17 protein-coding genes and 1 tRNA gene are annotated in these 16,716 nt (G+C 68.5%); 7 read left to right on the top strand and 11 right to left on the bottom strand.

The genetic code is table 11. The features are described 5' to 3' along the window. Window positions 1-98: 98 nt before the first annotated feature. Complete coding sequence (locus A5780_RS21705) at window positions 99-695, bottom strand: GNAT family N-acetyltransferase (RefSeq protein ID WP_227462882.1); 597 nt, start codon at window positions 693-695, stop codon at window positions 99-101. Window positions 696-1,199: 504 nt separating this feature from the next. Between A5780_RS21705 and A5780_RS21715 the strand changes: the two genes are divergently transcribed. Then, the gene (locus tag A5780_RS21715) at window positions 1,200-1,607 is read left to right on the top strand and encodes a hypothetical protein (protein ID WP_146098704.1); all 408 of its coding nucleotides are present in this window, start codon (window positions 1,200-1,202) and stop codon (window positions 1,605-1,607) included. 17 nt (window positions 1,608-1,624) lie between these two features. Here the strand turns inward: A5780_RS21715 and A5780_RS21720 are convergent, their stop codons facing one another. Then, window positions 1,625-2,215 (bottom strand): TetR/AcrR family transcriptional regulator, encoded by a 591-nt coding sequence (locus A5780_RS21720; protein ID WP_064902791.1) that lies wholly within the window; start codon window positions 2,213-2,215, stop codon window positions 1,625-1,627. 84 nt (window positions 2,216-2,299) lie between these two features. Between A5780_RS21720 and A5780_RS21725 the strand changes: the two genes are divergently transcribed. Further along, on the top strand, window positions 2,300-2,635 hold the full coding sequence (locus tag A5780_RS21725; protein ID WP_063010859.1) for a hypothetical protein: 336 nt from the start codon (window positions 2,300-2,302) through the stop codon (window positions 2,633-2,635). Window positions 2,636-2,752: 117 nt separating this feature from the next. Here A5780_RS21725 and A5780_RS21730 read toward each other — a convergent pair. The 3 genes from A5780_RS21730 to A5780_RS21740 form a co-directional block, all read right to left on the bottom strand. Further along, a tRNA-Ser gene (locus A5780_RS21730) sits at window positions 2,753-2,843 on the bottom strand. A 46-nt stretch (window positions 2,844-2,889) separates the two neighbouring features. After that, entirely contained in the window at window positions 2,890-3,360 is a 471-nt protein-coding gene (locus tag A5780_RS21735) for a nucleoside deaminase (protein WP_063010857.1), read from the bottom strand. Next, window positions 3,357-3,893, bottom strand: coding sequence for a tRNA adenosine deaminase-associated protein (locus A5780_RS21740; RefSeq protein ID WP_030516861.1), 537 nt, complete (start codon window positions 3,891-3,893; stop codon window positions 3,357-3,359). The genes A5780_RS21735 and A5780_RS21740 overlap by 4 nt, the downstream gene beginning before the upstream one ends. Window positions 3,894-3,951: 58 nt before the next feature. Between A5780_RS21740 and A5780_RS21745 the strand changes: the two genes are divergently transcribed. Then, window positions 3,952-4,902, top strand: a complete 951-nt coding sequence (locus A5780_RS21745) for a prephenate dehydrogenase (RefSeq protein WP_063010855.1) — start codon at window positions 3,952-3,954, stop codon at window positions 4,900-4,902. 14 nt (window positions 4,903-4,916) lie between these two features. Here A5780_RS21745 and A5780_RS21750 read toward each other — a convergent pair whose 3' ends face one another. The 3 genes from A5780_RS21750 to A5780_RS21760 form a co-directional block, all read right to left on the bottom strand. After that, window positions 4,917-5,537 (bottom strand): putative glycolipid-binding domain-containing protein, encoded by a 621-nt coding sequence (locus A5780_RS21750; protein ID WP_030516859.1) that lies wholly within the window; start codon window positions 5,535-5,537, stop codon window positions 4,917-4,919. 64 nt (window positions 5,538-5,601) lie between these two features. Further along, window positions 5,602-7,575 carry an ABC transporter ATP-binding protein gene (locus A5780_RS21755; RefSeq protein WP_082976633.1) on the bottom strand — a complete coding sequence of 658 codons (1,974 nt, stop codon included), beginning with the start codon at window positions 7,573-7,575 and terminating at the stop codon, window positions 5,602-5,604. After that, on the bottom strand, window positions 7,529-9,400 hold the full coding sequence (locus tag A5780_RS21760) for an ABC transporter ATP-binding protein (RefSeq protein WP_082976630.1): 1,872 nt from the start codon (window positions 9,398-9,400) through the stop codon (window positions 7,529-7,531). The genes A5780_RS21755 and A5780_RS21760 overlap by 47 nt, the downstream gene beginning before the upstream one ends. 359 nt (window positions 9,401-9,759) lie before the next feature. On the opposite strand from A5780_RS21760, the gene A5780_RS21765 reads away from it, so the two are divergent. The 3 genes from A5780_RS21765 to A5780_RS21775 all read left to right on the top strand — a co-directional run bounded on the left by A5780_RS21765 (window position 9,760) and on the right by A5780_RS21775 (window position 12,530). Further along, window positions 9,760-10,902, top strand: coding sequence for a DNA cytosine methyltransferase (locus A5780_RS21765; RefSeq protein WP_064902800.1), 1,143 nt, complete (start codon window positions 9,760-9,762; stop codon window positions 10,900-10,902). Between the two features lie 350 nt (window positions 10,903-11,252). After that, the gene (locus tag A5780_RS21770; protein WP_063010836.1) at window positions 11,253-11,669 is read left to right on the top strand and encodes a very short patch repair endonuclease; all 417 of its coding nucleotides are present in this window, start codon (window positions 11,253-11,255) and stop codon (window positions 11,667-11,669) included. A gap of 78 nt (window positions 11,670-11,747) precedes the next feature. Then, the gene (locus A5780_RS21775) at window positions 11,748-12,530 is read left to right on the top strand and encodes a DUF998 domain-containing protein (protein WP_082856748.1); all 783 of its coding nucleotides are present in this window, start codon (window positions 11,748-11,750) and stop codon (window positions 12,528-12,530) included. A gap of 171 nt (window positions 12,531-12,701) precedes the next feature. Here A5780_RS21775 and A5780_RS21780 read toward each other — a convergent pair whose 3' ends face one another. Further along, window positions 12,702-14,258, bottom strand: a complete 1,557-nt coding sequence (locus A5780_RS21780; protein ID WP_231983044.1) for an esterase-like activity of phytase family protein — start codon at window positions 14,256-14,258, stop codon at window positions 12,702-12,704. A gap of 113 nt (window positions 14,259-14,371) precedes the next feature. On the opposite strand from A5780_RS21780, the gene A5780_RS21785 reads away from it, so the two are divergent. Then, window positions 14,372-15,148 carry a maleylpyruvate isomerase family mycothiol-dependent enzyme gene (locus A5780_RS21785; RefSeq protein ID WP_064909431.1) on the top strand — a complete coding sequence of 259 codons (777 nt, stop codon included), beginning with the start codon at window positions 14,372-14,374 and terminating at the stop codon, window positions 15,146-15,148. 10 nt (window positions 15,149-15,158) lie between these two features. Here the strand turns inward: A5780_RS21785 and A5780_RS21790 are convergent, their stop codons facing one another. Further along, window positions 15,159-15,992, bottom strand: a complete 834-nt coding sequence (locus A5780_RS21790) for a dienelactone hydrolase family protein (RefSeq protein WP_063010832.1) — start codon at window positions 15,990-15,992, stop codon at window positions 15,159-15,161. Window positions 15,993-16,017: 25 nt separating this feature from the next. After that, the gene (locus A5780_RS21795; RefSeq protein ID WP_064909432.1) at window positions 16,018-16,539 is read right to left on the bottom strand and encodes an AraC family transcriptional regulator; all 522 of its coding nucleotides are present in this window, start codon (window positions 16,537-16,539) and stop codon (window positions 16,018-16,020) included. Window positions 16,540-16,716: the final 177 nt, after the last annotated feature.

The raw sequence follows: 16,716 nt of genomic DNA on the forward strand, positions 1-16,716 counted from the left end.
AAATACTTCTCGCTCCCCCGGAGCAGTTCGGGCGATCGGCCTGGTTCCGCGTTCGCCGGAAACCGGCGACCCCTCCGCGGCGGCCTTCGCCCCGCCGATCAGAGCGGACGCGGTCGGCGAATGATGATGTTTAATTCCGGACCCGTCCGGCCCAGCCGGACGGACCCGGTGCGTTCGTTACCCAGGGCCTCGTAGTACCCGACGTTCTCGTCCTTGCAGATTCCGCACAGGAGTACGCCCTGCCGGTCGGCCTTGTCGGTGAACGACGCGTACAACGCCCGGCCGATGCCGCGGCGCTGCAGTTCCGGATCGGTGCCGAGGTAGACGTGGAAGAAGTGGGGTTCGGCCGGGGCCGCCCGATCCATGGTGCGATCGACCTCGGTTCCCCGTCCCACGGCGGTGCCCATTCCCGCGAGAAACAGCGGGCCGGCGAGGAGTTCGCGCAGTCCGCCGGGCCGGTAACCGTCCGGGTACCAGAGCAGGACGCCGACGATCCGGCCGTCCAGCTCCGCGACCTCGGCGCCGCCGGCCGGCAGGAAGCGATGCGTGATCATCGTCCGCAACATGCGCGGCGACCGACGGTGCCGGACAGCTTCGTCCGGAAAGACGTATTCCTCGATCGGATCGTCGTGGGCGAAGGCCGCGGCCAGTACCCGCACCATTCCGGTGATGTCGTCGCGCGTCGCGGTCCGCACGACCGGACTCTCCGGTTTGTTCAAAGCTGTTGTCCCTCACATGATCTGCACACTCCCCGACTACGTCGGCGGGACGTCCGGCAAGCAACTGGACGCTAGATTACCTCAGCCCGCCACACTTCCTACTAGTCGGTAATGTGCAGTAGAACACGCGGGTACGACACGACGCTATGAATATCCACAGTCCTCGACACCGGGCTATCGCCGGGCGCCCGATGTGAAACACGTCCTTCCGCAAGGAAATACACGGCGCGGTCGGCAGCTCACACCGCGCGCGATCACCGATCCCCGCCGGAAGCTCGGTCGCACAGCGATATACAGGCAAACCACCGCGGCGACCGCCCGCGCGACCGCACTCGCCTCGCGGTTTACCAATGGCGGTAAATCGGGACGTCCGGCCCCGCGGCAATCTGGACAATCGGGATGACGGCGAGTTCGCCGTCACTGCTACGAATCTGGGCCTCGACCGCGATCGCCGCGTGGAGGTCGAAAGGAACCGGAAACTTGAATACACGGATTCTGGCCGTCGGCATCGTTTCGGGCGCGGTGTGCGCCACGGTCGCCGCCATCGCTCCCTCGGCATCCGCTCAGCCGTTTCCCGCCGGGGTGTCGTGCTCGGAGACGACCTGCACCAACGACACGGACGACACCTACCTGATCGAGGCGTGGCAGCACTGCCGGGTCGTCGGCGGGACCGCGGAGACCGAAACCCCGTTCAACATGGTCGTGCGAGCGCACGAGACGGTGCCGGTGAAAGGTGTGGAGTGCCCGCCGCTGGTGATCGAGCGGTCCGACACCATCGGCGGCACGGACACCACGGTGCTGCGGACGGAGCCGACCCGGATCAGCTTCTTCAAGGCCGTCCACCACGATCCGGACGCGCCGAAGGTTCGTACCGGTTCGGCCGGATAAGCCGCAGCGGCGGGTGCCTACCGGTCGAATACGTCCGCTGCGGTTTGCGGTGTGCCGTGCGCGATCTCGTGGAACGCCGGCCGGAGTATGGCCGTGATCTGTTCGGAAGACGCGGTGTTCACACCATCCAGCCCGAGCAGGTGGCGCGCTATGACGGTGCCGAGCGTGATTGCGCCGATGAGCCCGGCGCGCAGGACCGCGTCATCGTCGACCATGTGGCCCGCGGCCTGATGCTGTCGCGCGGCCATGGCGGATCGGATGTCGTCGGCGGCCTGAGGATGTGTGAACATCGCTCGAATCGCGGCAAGGGCGTCCATGGGCTGCTGATCGAGTTTGTCCGCCAGCGCGGCGAGGAGTTGTTCTGCCGCCTCTTCGGGCGTGCCCGTCACCTCGGCGTCCGGCTCGATTCCCGCCACCTGGGCAAACAGCTCGGCTTTGGAACCGAAGTAGCGCATCACGAGTCCGGGATCGGTGTCTGCCGCAGTCGCGATCGCGCGGATGGTGGCCGCTTCGTAGCCCTCTTCGGAGAACAGCCTGCGCGCCGCCTGCAGGATGCGCGCCTGTGTGCTGTGGCGTTGCTCGGCACGATTAAGGGGTCGGGAACTCACTCGGTCAGTCTACGCTGTTGACCGAGTACCGAGACTCTCGCTACCCTCGGTCTACATTGTTGACCGAATTAGAGGTGATATGCCATGTGGCTCACGATCCTGCTTTCGATGCTGGCCGGCGTCATGGGTGCGAACGCGGTCCCCCATTTCGTCAAAGGCATGGTGGGGGAACAGTTTCCGAACGTGTGGGGCAATTCCGCACTGCGTAACGCGGTGGCCGGAACCTTCGGTCTCGCCATCGCGGTGGCGATCGGCTGTCTGGCCGACATGCCCGCCCACGTCGCCCCAGCCATCATCGGTGGGCTGGCCGGCGCTCTGCTCATGGCGGTGTTCCACGGGTGCGGTGGCGCCTTTCGCCTGAATACCGCTCTGGGCCTGGCGAATCCACCGCGGCACTCGGAGTCGGTCACACAGCACTGAACATGCTCACCGGCTGATTACTGCGCAACCCTCTGCGCCGACCGGGGGAACGGAACGCTTCACGCGTCCTACGCGAAGGCCGGGACTGGCAGAAGGCCAGCCCCGGCCTGGGCGCTGTGGCGGTGGCGGAGGGATTTGAACCCTCGGTGGGGGGTTACCCCACACACGCTTTCGAGGCGTGCTCCTTAGGCCGCTCGGACACGCCACCGCAGGTGACTTTACCGGACAGGCGGAGCGAAACCGAAATCGGGTGGTCAGGGGCGCTGAGTGCGGAAGAAGGCGTCCAGCACGGCCGCGCATTCGGCCTCCAGTACACCCCCGCGGACTTCGGGACGATGGTTGAGGCGACGGTCACGCACCACATCCCACAGCGAGCCGACCGCACCGGTCTTGGGTTCCCACGCGCCGAAGACCACGCGGCGGACCCGGGCCAAGACCAGGGCCCCGGCACACATCGTGCAGGGTTCCAACGTCACGGCCAGCGTTGTGCCCTCCAGCCGCCAACCGTCACCGTGGACCTGTGCCGCGCGGCGCAGCGCCAGGATCTCGGCATGCGCGGTCGGGTCGCCGAGCGCCTCTCGCGCATTGCCGGCACGAGCCAGCTCCCGACCGTCCGCGTCGAAGACGACCGCGCCGACCGGGACGTCCCGCGGATCGGTCTCCGCCGCCGCGGCGAGGGCGGCCCGGACGAGGTCCTCGTCTGCGCGCGGTGACGCCGGGCTCAACGGTGCAGCTTGTCCAGGACCGCGGAGAACTCGTCGGCGAAGCCCAGCCGCTGTGCGACCATGCCCAGCTGCTCGTCCGGATAGAGATCGGTTTCGGCGAGGATGACGCTGAGCACGGGCTCGGGCAGGCCGAGGTCCGCCAGCACACCCAGATCGCCTTCCTCCCACGGATCGATCTCGTCCAGTTCGTCCGGATCGATATCGGGGACTTCGACATTCAGCGCGTCGAGCACCTCGACGGCGATGTCGTAATCGATCGCGGCGGTGGCGTCCGAGATCAGCAACCGGCTACCGGTCGGCCCCGGCCGCAGGACGATGAAGAATTCGTCGTCGACGTCCAGCAGTCCGAACACCGCACCGGTACTGCGCAGCGCGCGCAGTTCGTTCTCGGCCGCGGACAGACTCGACAGTGCCGCGGCACTGAGCGGGCTGCAGCGCCACGTGCTGTCTTCGCGGACGACCGCCACGGCGAACCCTTCCACATCGTCGTAATCGTCCGACGCGGCCCTGTTCGTGCTCGAGCGCTGTGCCATGGCCGCAACGGTAGTCGGCTTCGGCGGAAATGTTGAAGTCGTATGCGAATCTGATCCGATGACGGGCGATCGGAATTCCTCGGTGTGCGTACTGGGTACGGGTTTGATCGGCGGTTCGCTGCTGCGCGCGGCGACCGCGGCCGGCTACCGGGCCTGGGGTTACAACCGGTCGGCCCCGGGTGCGCAGGCCGCCCGGGCCGACGGATTCGACGTCGAATCCGACATCGCGGCGGTGCTGTCCCGGGCCGCCGCCGACGATGCGCTGATCGTGCTGGCGGTGCCGATGCCGGCCATCGATACCGTTCTCGCGGATGTGAAGACATTCGCGCCCGACTGCACGCTCACCGATGTGGTGAGCGTGAAGGAACCGGTGCGCGTCGAGGTGCACCGGCAGGAACTGGGCGCGTACTACGTCGGCGGGCATCCGATGGCGGGGACGGCCGAATCCGGCTGGGCCGCATCGTCTCCCGACCTGTTTCGCGACGCGGCCTGGGCGGTCGGCGTGGATCCGGGCACCCGCGCCGAGCCGTGGAACCGGGTCGCGCGGCTGGCGCTGGACTGCGGTGCGATCGTGGTGCCGGTCCTGGCGGACGAACACGACCGTGCGGTGGCACGGATCTCGCATCTGCCGCACGTGCTGGCCGAGGCGCTGGCGGTCGCGGGGGCCGCGGGCGGCGATCTGGCACTGGGCCTGGCCGCCGGATCGTTTCGCGACGGCACCCGGGTCGCGGCGACCGCACCCGATCTGGTGCGCGCGATCTGCGAACCGAACGCGGCCGCGCTCACCGAGGCGATCGACGACGCGCTGCGGCTGCTCGCGGCCGCGCGCGACAGCCTGCGTGACGAGGGCACCCTCGGCGAACTGATCGACGCGGGCTACAGCGAACGCGACCGATACGACACCCTGCGCCGCTGGGACATCACCGATATCCGCCCGGGCGACCACGATTGGCTGGAACGGTTGCGCGATGCGGGACGGCAGGGCGGGGTGATCCGCTCGCTGGACTGAGCGACCGCACCGCGTCAGACCCGCTCGGCCAGGCCCGGATAGTCGAGGACGAATCCGTCGTCGTCGACGGTGACGGTCGCGCTCGACACCGGCGAGAGCACGTGGATCCCGTCGGCGCCGCTGCTGTAGGTGAGGATCGCCTCCTGCACGAGCAGATCCGGAACCCGCACGTAGACCACCGGAACCTGCACGTCCTCGGTGGCATGCGCCAGCCCGAAACGGCGAATCGGCAGGGTGTTGAAGAACGGGCTCAGCACCACGTCCACATCCAGCGCGCCGCCGAACATGGACCGCACGTGGGTGCCGCCGGCATCGACGAGCCAGTAGTTCTCCTCGTCCCGGGCGATCGAGGCATGGCGTTCGCCCGAGGCGACCGTACTGCGCAGCGACAGCCGCTTGGTGCGTCCCACCTCGTCGGTGACGAGGTCGTAGGACGCGCTGAACGCGGGATGTTCACCGCAGCCGCCGGCGATGATGCGCCCGGACGCGCGGATCCGGTTGCCGGTGAGGACCACGCGCACCGATTCCATCCGTGATCCGTCGTGCGCGCGCCAGGTGAGCACCGCCGGCCAGCGGGGCGCTGCGGCCTCGCTCGCCTGGGCGGTCTCGGAATTGCCCTGGGCTGGCTTACTCACCCCTCTACCGTATGTGACAACCGGGCTTGCGGTGTGGTCGCGGCACGCGAGTTGTTCACCTGCGCTACACCAGCGATTCGCGCCACGCGGTGTGCAGAGCGGCGAAACGTCCGGTCGATGCGATCAGATCCGCGGGCGTCCCGTCCTCGACGATGCGCCCGGAATCCATCACCAGCACCCGGTCGGCGATGGCGACGGTCGACAGGCGATGCGCGATGATCACCGCCGTGCGCCCGCGCAGCACGGTCTCGAGCGCCCGCTGTACCTGCCGCTCACCCGGGATGTCCAGGCTCGAGGTGGCCTCGTCCAGCACGATCACCGCGGGATCGGCCAGGAAGACGCGCGCGAAGGCGACGAGCTGGCGCTGGCCGGCCGACAATCGCCCGCCGCGCTTGCGTACATCGGTGTCGAATCCGTCCGGCAGCGACATCACGAAGTCGTACAACCCGACCGCGCGGGCCGCCGCGAACACTTCGGCATCGGTGGCCTCGGGTCTGCCGAGCCGGATGTTGTCGGCGACCGAACCGGAGAACAGGTACGACTCCTGCGTCACCATCGCGACCGCGCGGCGCAGATCCGCGTCGGCGATCGTGCGCAGATCGATACCGTCCAGCGACACCGTGCCCGACGAGGGATCGTAGAACCGCGCGATCAGCTTGGCCAGGGTCGACTTGCCGGCGCCGGTGGCCCCGACCAGCGCGACGACCTGGCCGGCCGCGACGGTGAGCGAGAAGCGTGGCAGCACCGACCGCACCGGCCGATCCGCGGTGCCGGACACGTCGTCCCGGCTCGGGTAGCCGAAGACGACATCGCTCAGGCGCAGTTCACCTCGCGCCCGCGCGAGTGGACGCGGGGCATCGGGTTCGGCCACGCTCGGCCGCTCCTCCAGCACGCCCGAGATCCGCTCCAGCGCGGCCGCCGCGGACTGATAGGAGTTGAACACCTGGGCCAATTCGTCCAAGGGGCCGTAGAACTGCCGCAGGTACAGCAGGAACGCCGCTAGCACACCGATTTCGGTGTGGCCGTGGATCACTCGCCACGCACCGACGACCAGGATGACGACGTTGGTCACATTGCTGATCAACCGCACCAGCCCGATGTAGGCCGCCATCCCGTGCAGCGCACTGATATTGGCCGAGCGGTACTCGGCATCGGAGTCGACCAGAATGGCCTCGTTGCGCTCCTCGCGCCGAAAGGCCTGCACCGCACGGATTCCGCCCATGGTCTCGACGAAATGCACGACCACCTTCGCGATCGCGCCTCGGGTGCGGCGGTAGCCGGCGCGCTGACGCCGCTGTGCCCAGCGGGTCACGAAGACCAGCGGGACGAAACCGAGCAGCACCACCGCGGCGAGCGGAATATCCAGCCACAGTAGAATTCCCGCGATCGTCACCACCGACAGCACGGCGCTCAGCGCGTCGTTGAGCGCGCGCTCGAGCAGATCCTCGAGCGATTCCAGATCGCTGGTGAGCCGCGCGACGATCTTGCCGGAGGTGTAGTTCTCGTGGAAATCGATCGAGAGCCGCTGCACGTGCGTGAAGACCCGCAGCCGCAGATCGAACAGCACCTGCTGGCTCAACCTGCCGGAGATGCGCAGGAACAGGAAGGTCGTCACGCCGCCGAGCGCGGTGCAGCCGAGGATGCCGCCCACGGCCAGCACCAGCGGCAACCAGTCGCCGTCGAGCGCGCGTGCGACACCGGTGTCGACTCCGTGTGCGACGAACAGCGGCGTCGCCACCAGGGCCGCATTGTCGATCACGATCAACACCAGCGCGGCGGCCGCCCACCGGCGGTAGGGACGGATCAGCGACCACAGCAGGCGGCGCGACCGTGCCGCCAGGGCGAGGTTGACCGCCTCGGTCTGCTCCCCTTCCTCGGCGGCCACGCCCCGCCAGTCGGCCTCGGATTCGGCGTCGGTGCGGAGGGCCACGGCGCCGCCGGCCTCCTCGTAGGCCGCGGTTTCCGGGCGGCCGCTGCTCGTGCCCGCCCGGTCAGTGTTCGTGCGCGAAGCTGCGTCCTCGTTCGGGTTCTCCGCCATCGAGATCACCTCCCATCAGTTCCCGGTAGCGCGAACAGGTTTCGAGCAGTCGTTCATGAGGTCCGTCGGCGATGATGCGGCCCCCGTCGAGGACCGCGACCCGATCCGCCCAGGCCGCGGTCGACGGGCGGTGGGCCACCAGCAGCACGGTGGCACCGGCCAGCGCCTCTCGCAGTCGCTTCTGGACCTGTTCTTCGGTGCTCACATCCAGAGCGGAGAGCGGGTCGTCCAGAACTACGACGTGCCCGCCGGCATGTTTCTGCCGGTCCAGGACGGCTCGCGCCAGCGCCAGCCGCTGCCGCTGACCGCCGGAAAGGCTCAGACCCTGTTCCCCGATCCGGGTGCGCAGACCCCACGGCAATTCGTCGACGAACTGCGCGGCGCAGGCCACATCCAGTGCGGCATGGATCCGGTCCTCGCCGGCGTCGGGGTAGCCGAGAGTGATGTTCTCGCGCACGCTGGCCGAGAACAGCACCGGATCCTCGAAGGCCACCGAGACCTGTGACCGCAGATCCGCCAGTCGTAGCGAGCGCACGTCGATACCGTCGATGGTCACCGCACCGGCCGCGACGTCGAACAGTCGCGGCACCAGGCCCAGCAACGCCGACTTACCGCTGCCGGTGGCGCCGACCACCGCGACGGTCTCCCCGGGACGCACGTGCAGCGAAATATCGTGCAGCAGATCACGGTCGGCGTCCGGGAAGCGGAAACGCACCCGCTCGAACCGCAATTCACCACGCAGCGGCTGCGGCGCGGGAACGGGATGCTCCGGGTCGGTGATCTCGACGGGGGTGTCGATCACCTCCCAGAACCGTTGCGCCGCGGTGCGGGCGTGGTTCATCTCGGCCAGCAGGAAGCCGAAGCCCATGATCGGCCACTGCAGATAGGTGGTCAGGGTGATGCCGGCGACCAGGGCGCCGACCGTCATCGCCTGTTCGGTGAGCAGATATCCGCCGATGGCGAGTGCGGCCGCGATACCCAACGCGGACAGCGTGTTCAGCGCGGTCCACAACCGCGCCGCCAACCGCACCTTGGCCAGCTCGAGGGTTCGCAGTTCGCGCGCCTCGGCCCGGAACTGGCCCCCGAACCACGGACCGCGGCCGAACGCCTTGAGGACGCGAATGCCCTGTGCGGATTCCTCGACCGTGGTGGCGAGATGGCCGGACTGGTCCTGCGCGCGACGGGAGGCGCGACCGTAGCCCTGTTCGAATTGCAGTGCGAGCAGGACGAGCGGAACCGCGATGAGCAGTTCGATCAACCCGATCTGCCAGCTCAAGACGAACAGCAGCGCCACACCCACGCCCAGCGTCGCACTCAGCGACAGCAGCGACGGCGCGACAAAGGCGAAGAAGCGCCGCAGGGTGGACATGTCGGTGATCGCCCGCGAGGTGAGCTGGCCGGACTCCATCCCGTCGTGGACGCCGACCGACAGCACCTGCAATCGCTGGAAAAGCTTGCCGCGCAACGACACCTCCAGCCGGCTCGCGGGCGCCGCGATGATCCACCGCCGCCACCACGAGGTGACCGTGCTGAGCACCGCCAGCCCCACCACCAGGCCGATCGGCACCCAGATGCCGCCGAAATCCCGCTGCGCGACCGGCCCGTCGACGATCCGCGCGGTGACGAACGGCAACGTGATATCGCACAGCATGCCGAGCCCCGACAGCACGGCGCTGCCGAACAGCGCCGCGCGATAGGGCCGGATCTCCGGCCACAGACGCCGCAATGAACCCGCACCCGTCACTCGGGTGGTGTGATTTTCGTCGACCGTTCCGGTTCTGTCGTCCTCCGAATCGGATACGGTCTCCGTCGTAGCGACGGACACAACAATCCCCCTTCGCCAGGTCGTCTTTCGCCGAATCGCTCACTACCGCACCGCCCCGGCCCCCGACCGAGCGCCCGTACGACCTTCCAGATTGCCAGCGCCGCCCCCGCCCGCCAACCGATTTTCGGTCGCTGGGCCGCCCGACCTCTCCGAACCGCACAGCTGGGAACCGGCATGCTGGGCTCGCCCGCTCCGCCTCTCATTTCCCCACGGGCCCGTGCACATCCGAAGAACACCACCCACTGATTGCTGACGCCCTCGACCTGCTCGAGTAACCTCCACACCCGGGCCCTTCGCGACCGCGCCGGTGCCCGACGGGGATTCGGGCGAAAGGACCACCGGCTGTGAACAACACGCGGATGGTCGGGTTGTTCGCCGGGATCGGGGGTTTGGAGCTCGGGCTCAGCGCCCACGGTTGGCGTACCGAGCTGCTCTGCGAGATCGACCCGGGCGCACGCGCGGTCCTCTCCGCCCGCTTCCCCGATGTCGAGACCCACGCCGATGTGACCCGCCTGCGCGGGCTGCCCGCCGGGACGGAGCTGGTCGCCGCCGGATTTCCCTGTCAGGACCTGTCGCAGGCGGGACGGACGGCGGGCATCACCGGCGAGCGCTCGGGTCTGGTCGACGAGGTGTTCCGGCTGGTCCGGCGCAAACGCGGCCCGCGCTGGCTGCTGATCGAGAACGTCCCGTTCATGTTGCAGCTGGGGCGTGGACAGGCGATGCGGCACATCACGGCCGCGTTGGAGGAGCTGGGCTACACCTGGGCCTACCGGGTGGTCGACGCACGCGCCTTCGGGCTGCCACAGCGGCGGCAGCGGGTGCTGATGCTGGCGTCGCGGTCGGAGGATCCGCGGCCGGTGCTGTTCGGAACCGATGCGGGGCCACGCACGATCGGCGATCCGGAGGTGGATCCGTGCGGCTTCTACTGGACCGAGGGGGTGCGCGGGCTGGGCTGGGCGGTGAACGCGGTGCCGACGCTGAAAGGCGGGTCCGGGCTCGGGATCGCCAGTCCGCCCGCGGTCCGGTTGCCGGCCGGTGAGATCGTCACTCCGGGAATCACCGATGCCGAACGGCTGCAAGGGTTTTCCCACGATTGGACCGCGCCCGCACTCTCCGCCGCCGGGGTCCGCCCCGGACATCGGTGGAAGCTGGTCGGCAACGCGGTGAGTGTGCGGATGGCGTCGTGGATCGGCTCCCGCTTGGCGTCTCCCTCCGACGGCGTGGCCGCGGACTACGCGCCGCTGACCGCGCATCGCTGGCCGGCGGCGGCCTGGGGTCATGCCGGCACGGCCTATCGGGTCCCGGTCTCGACGTGGCCGGTGCACGAGCCGTACGAGGATCTGCGCTGGTTCCTCGACGACGCCCGCTTGCTGTCGGCCCGCGCGACCGCCGGTTTCCTGCGCCGCGCCGCCCGCGGCACGCTGCGCTTCCCGCCCGGTTTCCTCGCCGATGTGGAGAACCACCTGATCCGCATGGGAGGCCTGCCACAGGAGGCGGCGTGAGTGATAATGCGCAGCCCACTCGCGCGGCCGACCGGGCGCGGGTGTCCCGCACGTCCCAGCGGCGGCGTGAGTGATAATGCGCAGCCCACTCGCGCGGCCGACCGGGCGCGGGTGTCCCGCACGTCCCAGCGGCGGCGTGAGTGATAATGCGCAGCCCACTCGCGCGGCCGACCGGGCGCGGGTGTCCCGCACGTCCCAGCGGCGGCGTGAGTGATAATGCGCAGCCCACTCGCGCGGCCGACCGGGCGCGGGTGTCCCGCACGTCCCAGCGGCGGCGTGAGATGTCGAATAGGTCACCGAATCCGACCCCGGGAACACCCGCCCGCCGGTGGACGCTGTAAGGGTTGTGCATGAGTTCCGGCCGTCCCGTCACCGACGCGGTGACCAGTGCCCGGATGGCTCGGCAGCGGCGGACGGGTACCGCCCCGGAGACCGCGTTGCGTACCGAACTGCATCGGCGAGGCCTGCGCTACTTCGTGGACCGCGCCCCGCTTCCGGGTTTGCGCCGCCGGGCCGACCTGGTTTTCCCGCGCCGCAAGGTGGCGGTGTACGTGGACGGGTGTTTCTGGCACTGCTGCCCCGAACACGCCACCTACCCGAAGAACAACGCCGAGTGGTGGGCCGAGAAATTGGCCGGCAACGTGGCCCGCGACCGCGATACCGATGCGCGGCTCACCGCCGCGGGCTGGCTGGTGGTTCGGGTCTGGGAACACGAGGATTCGATGGCCGCCGCGGATCGGGTGCAGTCGGCTTTGTCGGATCGATAGACCATGATGGAAGTGCAGCCGACATTGCAGCGGAAATACGGCACTTCCGGACGTGGGCGATGACGTGAAACGAGGGCAATGACGCCGAGCGAGCCGCATGATCGTGCGGCGGACCGATCCGGTGCGGTCGCCGTACTGGAGCGAGACCACGCGCCCGCGCGCGTGCGGTTCCGCTTGGTCCGCTTACTGATCGCGGCCGCTGTCGCCGTCGCGGGGGTCTGCTATTCGTCGTGGGTCCTGGAATTCGTCCTGCCGATCCATCTGAATCCGATCAGGTCGTTCCTGAGCGAATTGGACGCCGAGGGCCGTCCTTTTCGCTGGGTGTTCGACCTGGGCGACACCATCGCCGGTTCGCTCACCTTGATTTCCGCGATTACGGCGATGTTCGTTTTCTCGCGGCGGCGTTTGTCGACCGTCGGCTGGGTGGCGCTGGGCTGTTTCGGCGCGTCCACGATCGCCGATGCGCAATGGCCGTTGCACACCTGCTCGGCGCCGTGCCCGCCGTCGGACAGCGGCATGTTTCCGCAGTTGCACCAGATCCACGCGCTGACCAGCACGCTCGCGGTCACGTCGATATTCGTGGCGATGATCGCCTTCAGCGTCGCCGCCTTCCGCTATCGGCGCTGGCCGATTCTGCGGCATTCCGGATTGTGGATCCTCATCATCGGCTCGACCGCTACGGCCTGGATGCTGATCGCCGACAATCTGCCGGGCAATTACGCACTGGGCATCGCCCAGCGCATCCAGGTCGGATCCATGTCGCTGTGGCTGATCGCGCTCGCGGTGCAGATCTGGGTTGCGCAGCGCGTGATCAGCGGCGACGGGCGGAAGCGCGCACGGGCTCGTCGTTCCGCAGCATGACCAGTGAGCGGGGCGCCGATTCCGCCACCGCGCCCGCGATCGCCATGGCCGCGAAGGTGGCCAGTATGACGCCCATTACCAGTACCTCGACAATTGTGTTCATATACCCACGGTGACAGCGGCGACTGGCATGCATTTGTGCAGAACATGGGTAAAACCTGAGAATGCCGGCTAGCCCACCGAGACGGTGACGGTGTGCGTCGTGGTGCGTGCCGGAAGCGCCCCGGTATCTACGCGCAGGATTTCGCCGGTGTCCTGGCGGCCGTCCGGCAAGATCTTCGGTTTCAGGCCGAAGGGCGGCTCGCTACCGCTGCTTCCGGCCAATCCGAAATCACTGTCGTCGGAGATGTAGAGCGTGCGGCCGCCGTCGGTGGTGGCGACCCCCTCGATTTTGTCGTGGCCGAAGAATGCGCCGGCCGGATTCAGCCCCGCGACCAATCCGGCGAGATCCAGGTTCGACTTCTTCGCGACCGGGGTGATACCCGCCTTGCCGAGCGCGGCGATCCCGTCGGCGGTCGATACCTTGCCGACATAGGTTTCCAGCGGTTCGTCGCCGACCAGCAGGCCGAGATTCGGATCGTATCGGGTGCCGGGAACGGCGGCTCGCGGTCCGATATCGGTGGCGCCGTTCAGATCGATCGTCCACAGTTTCTTGTTCGCCTTCGGCGCGAGTTCGCCGTCGCGTTCGTCCACGAGAAAGGTGTGGTCGTCGAGTGCGGTGATTTCGGAGACGGCCAGTCTGCGCTTCGGATCCTCGAGCGGGTACACGAATTCGGCTACGGCGCGGGTCTGCAAGTCGACCGTGACGATTCGGGTCATCGGCACCTCCCGTGCGGAAGCCGATCCCGGTGTCTGCAAACCGCTTTGAATCACACCGACCAATCGCCGCCCGTCCGGCGTGACGGTCAGGCCTTCCATGCCCTGATTCGGCGCCCGCAGCGACAATTCGCGCGGCAACCCGGAACCGGGTGCGAGGCGGTCGATTTCGGTGCCGGATGCGTCGAAGTGCACGAGGAACGGACCGTATTCGTCGGAGACCCAGAAGGTGCCGTCGGGCAGCGCGACCAATCCTTCCGGGTCCAGGCCGTGGTCGATGGGCGGCAAGGGGTGGCCGTCGAGATCACGCATGGTCTCCCCGGTCGACGCCGCGGTGTCGACGAGTCCGTTGAAGCCGACGCCCGCACGGTTCTTCAGGTCGATGGTGGATTCCAGCACCGCGCGCGTTCCGGTCAACCGGAATTTGCCGATCTTCGGCACGAAACTCGGGATGGGAACCAGCTTTTCGTTCTTGCCGGGCCCGTCGACGTTCGGGCCGCGGTCGGTGAGTCCGTAGAATTCGTCGGCCGACCCCGGCACCGGCGTCCACGCGGACCCGAAACCGCTGCCCTGCACCGTGGTTCCGAACTCGCCGAGCGGCGCGATATCGGTGGTGTAGAGGTGAACCGCATCGGAGGTGGTCACCGTGAAGGTGTCCTCGCCCTGGTATCCGGGCTCCGGCGTGTAGCGCAGGGAACCGTCGGCGGTGCGGTCCAGGCGGCCGTGGGCCGGGGTGCCGAAGGCGACGGCCGCACCACCGCCGGTGCGGGCGGACAGATCGTCGAGCGATACGGTCAGCGGCCGGTCCCGGTCGGTGTGCCATTGCGGTTCGCCACCGCCGGACGAACAGGCGGCAGCCGCGCAGAGTACGGCGCCGGCGAGGGCGAATCGGAGCATGTGCCTGGTTCCCACCGGTGATACCTATCCTGCCGAGTCGACGATCAGCTGTCGGGCACCTGAACAGTTATCCGACGGCAATCGAGTTCGCCCAGCGCGCGTTCCCAGCGCTGGGTAGGGTCACCCAGGTGACCAGCGAAGCGCCGGAATCAGCCGTTCCCGTCGACCTGCTCGAAGCCGTGCATACGGCAACCGAGTCGCTGGTCGGCGCGGTGGAAACCTTGCACGACAGCGATATCGCCGAACCGTCACTGCTGCCGGGCTGGACGCGCGGCCATCTGCTGGCCCACCTGTCCCGCAATGCCGACGGTCTGGTGAACCTGCTGCTGTGGGCCCGCACCGGCATCGAAACCCCGCAGTACGCAAGCCAACTGCTGCGCGATTCCGATATCGAGGCCGGTGCGCCGCGCCCGCTCGCCGAGCAACTGGGCGATCTGCGCGCCTCCGCCGATCGCTTCCTCGGCCTCGCCCGGGCCATGCCGCCGGACCGCTGGCAGTACCGGGTGCGGGCTCGCACGGGTAAGGAGCTGGCCACCGCGGTGGTGCCGTGGTTGCGCCTGCGCGAGATCGAGATTCACCGCGTCGACCTGAACATCGGCTACCGGCCCGCGGACTGGCCGGCCGCCTTCGTGGCCCGCATGCTGCCGGAGGTGTCCGCCGGATTCGACCACGCGGCCTCCGCACATCGCCCCGCCGATGCCAAGCCGATGACCTCCGACCCGGATCAGCCACCGCCGCCGAGTTTCACCCTCGTCGCCACCGACACCGATTTCACCGCCAAGGTGGGCCCCGACCCTTCCGACACCATCTCCGGGCCCGCAGCGGAGCTGCTGGCGTGGTTGATCGGCCGCAGCGAGGGCGTGGGACTCACCGGATATCTGCCGAATCTGCCCGCCTGGTTGTGAGGCGGCGGACTCACCGGTTCACGCGCCCCGGAACGTCGAGCCGTTCGGCGAGGAAATCCAGGACGCGGTGCAGCGCGGCCTGAGTCGGTTCGCCCGGTTCGTCGATGAGATGTTCGGTGAGTACCGAATGCGCGCTCAGCACGCCCTCCGGATTGGCGGCGGCATCGTCGAGTTCGATGGCGATGAAGGCGTCGCCTAGTTCCCGGCGCAGGAATTCGAAACGTTGCGCGGGTGAGCGCCGGTCACCGCGGAAACGCAGCCCCATCACCGAAAGACCCTCGCCGCAACGCTGTTTGACGCGCTCCAGATCGTCGGGCGAGAGGTCGATCGAGCATTTCTGCCGGGTGGTGAAACCCAGCGGCAGGCCGGGCTGTGAGAGCACGGGTGCGACCAATCGGTCGTCCACAGCCATCCCCAGCGCGAAACCTGCGGTGAAACACATTCCGACGGCACCGACTCCCGGTCCGCCGCACCGCCGATGCTCATCGGCGGCCAGCGCCCGCAGCCACTGCACCACCGGGGATGTGCGGCCGGTCGCCAGCACCACGAACTCCCGGCTGACACAGATCGGCCCGAACTGACCGGCGACGTTCGCCAGCGCGGCAAGAGTGCCATGCGCGGCCGGATCCGGGTCCCGCCCTGGATTGCCGTACAGATGCGGCACCACCGCCGTACAGCCGATGCGCGCTACCCGCCGGGCGAAGTCGAAGACGTCCGGCGAGATGCCGGGAAATTCCGCCATGACGATCACCGCGGGCCCGCTGCCCTGCCGAAAGATCGTGCGGGACTTGCCCTCATGGGTGAAGGTCGCGTGTTCGAAATCGTGAAGATCGTCGTCTGCCATGGCCGGCCCTTTCTCGTTCGGGCCTTCACCTTCGGCCGACCACCCCCGCCGGGTCTTGAAAAAATGTTCCCCAGGCCCGGTATCGGTGCTGCCCGATCGGCGTGTGCGGTTCCCGTGCCAGCGTGTTCGGCGTGCGCCCGGCGAAACTCGCGATCTCCCGGGACATATGGGCCTGATCGCTGTAACCGCAGGAGGCCGCGACATCGGCGGCCGGCCGGCCCGCCACCAGCCCCTCGACCGCATGCCGGAACCGAACCAGCATCGCGGCGCGTTTGGGCCTGAGTCCGATCTGCGATTCGAACCTGGTCCACAGCCGTTTGCGACTCCAGCCGCAGGATTCGGCCAGTTCGGCGACGCGGACCTGCCCGCGGTCCGCGACGATACGATTCCACCCGGCCACGACTTCCGCATCCGGTGTGCGCTCGGGCCGGAAGTGTTGCGCCAGAAACGCTCTCGTGAGCGCGAACCGCACTTCCCAATTCCCCGCCTCCGCGAGCTGCGCACGCAACCGCTCCGCCGAGGCGCCCCACACCTCGTCCAGGCCCACGGCAGCACCCAACTCACCCGGCCCGACCGCACACCGAATACGCCCGCAGCGGCGACATCCGCACCTCGACGCACGCCGCACGTTCGGCCCGAATCGCCGTCCATCGGGACGCGGTGGCCGACTTCGTCCAGGGCACGGCCCGCGCGACGCGCTGGCTGCAGATCACGCCACATGAAA

The organism is Nocardia sp. 852002-20019_SCH5090214, from assembly GCF_001665865.1.
GTDB classification, from domain to species: Bacteria; Actinomycetota; Actinomycetes; order Mycobacteriales; family Mycobacteriaceae; genus Nocardia; species Nocardia nova.

Excerpts from the sequence above, each read along its gene's own strand:
- A5780_RS21725 (WP_063010859.1), top strand. The coding sequence starts at position 2,300 with ATGTGGCTCACGATCCTGCTTTCGATGCTGGCCGGCGTCATGGGTGCG.
- A5780_RS21740 (WP_030516861.1), bottom strand. The coding sequence starts at position 3,893 with ATGGCACAGCGCTCGAGCACGAACAGGGCCGCGTCGGACGATTACGAC.
- A5780_RS21745 (WP_063010855.1), top strand. The coding sequence starts at position 3,952 with ATGACGGGCGATCGGAATTCCTCGGTGTGCGTACTGGGTACGGGTTTG.
- A5780_RS21755 (WP_082976633.1), bottom strand. The coding sequence starts at position 7,575 with ATGGCGGAGAACCCGAACGAGGACGCAGCTTCGCGCACGAACACTGAC.
- A5780_RS21765 (WP_064902800.1), top strand. The coding sequence starts at position 9,760 with ATGGTCGGGTTGTTCGCCGGGATCGGGGGTTTGGAGCTCGGGCTCAGC.
- A5780_RS21770 (WP_063010836.1), top strand. The coding sequence starts at position 11,253 with ATGAGTTCCGGCCGTCCCGTCACCGACGCGGTGACCAGTGCCCGGATG.
- A5780_RS21775 (WP_082856748.1), top strand. The coding sequence starts at position 11,748 with ATGACGCCGAGCGAGCCGCATGATCGTGCGGCGGACCGATCCGGTGCG.
- A5780_RS21790 (WP_063010832.1), bottom strand. The coding sequence starts at position 15,992 with ATGGCAGACGACGATCTTCACGATTTCGAACACGCGACCTTCACCCAT.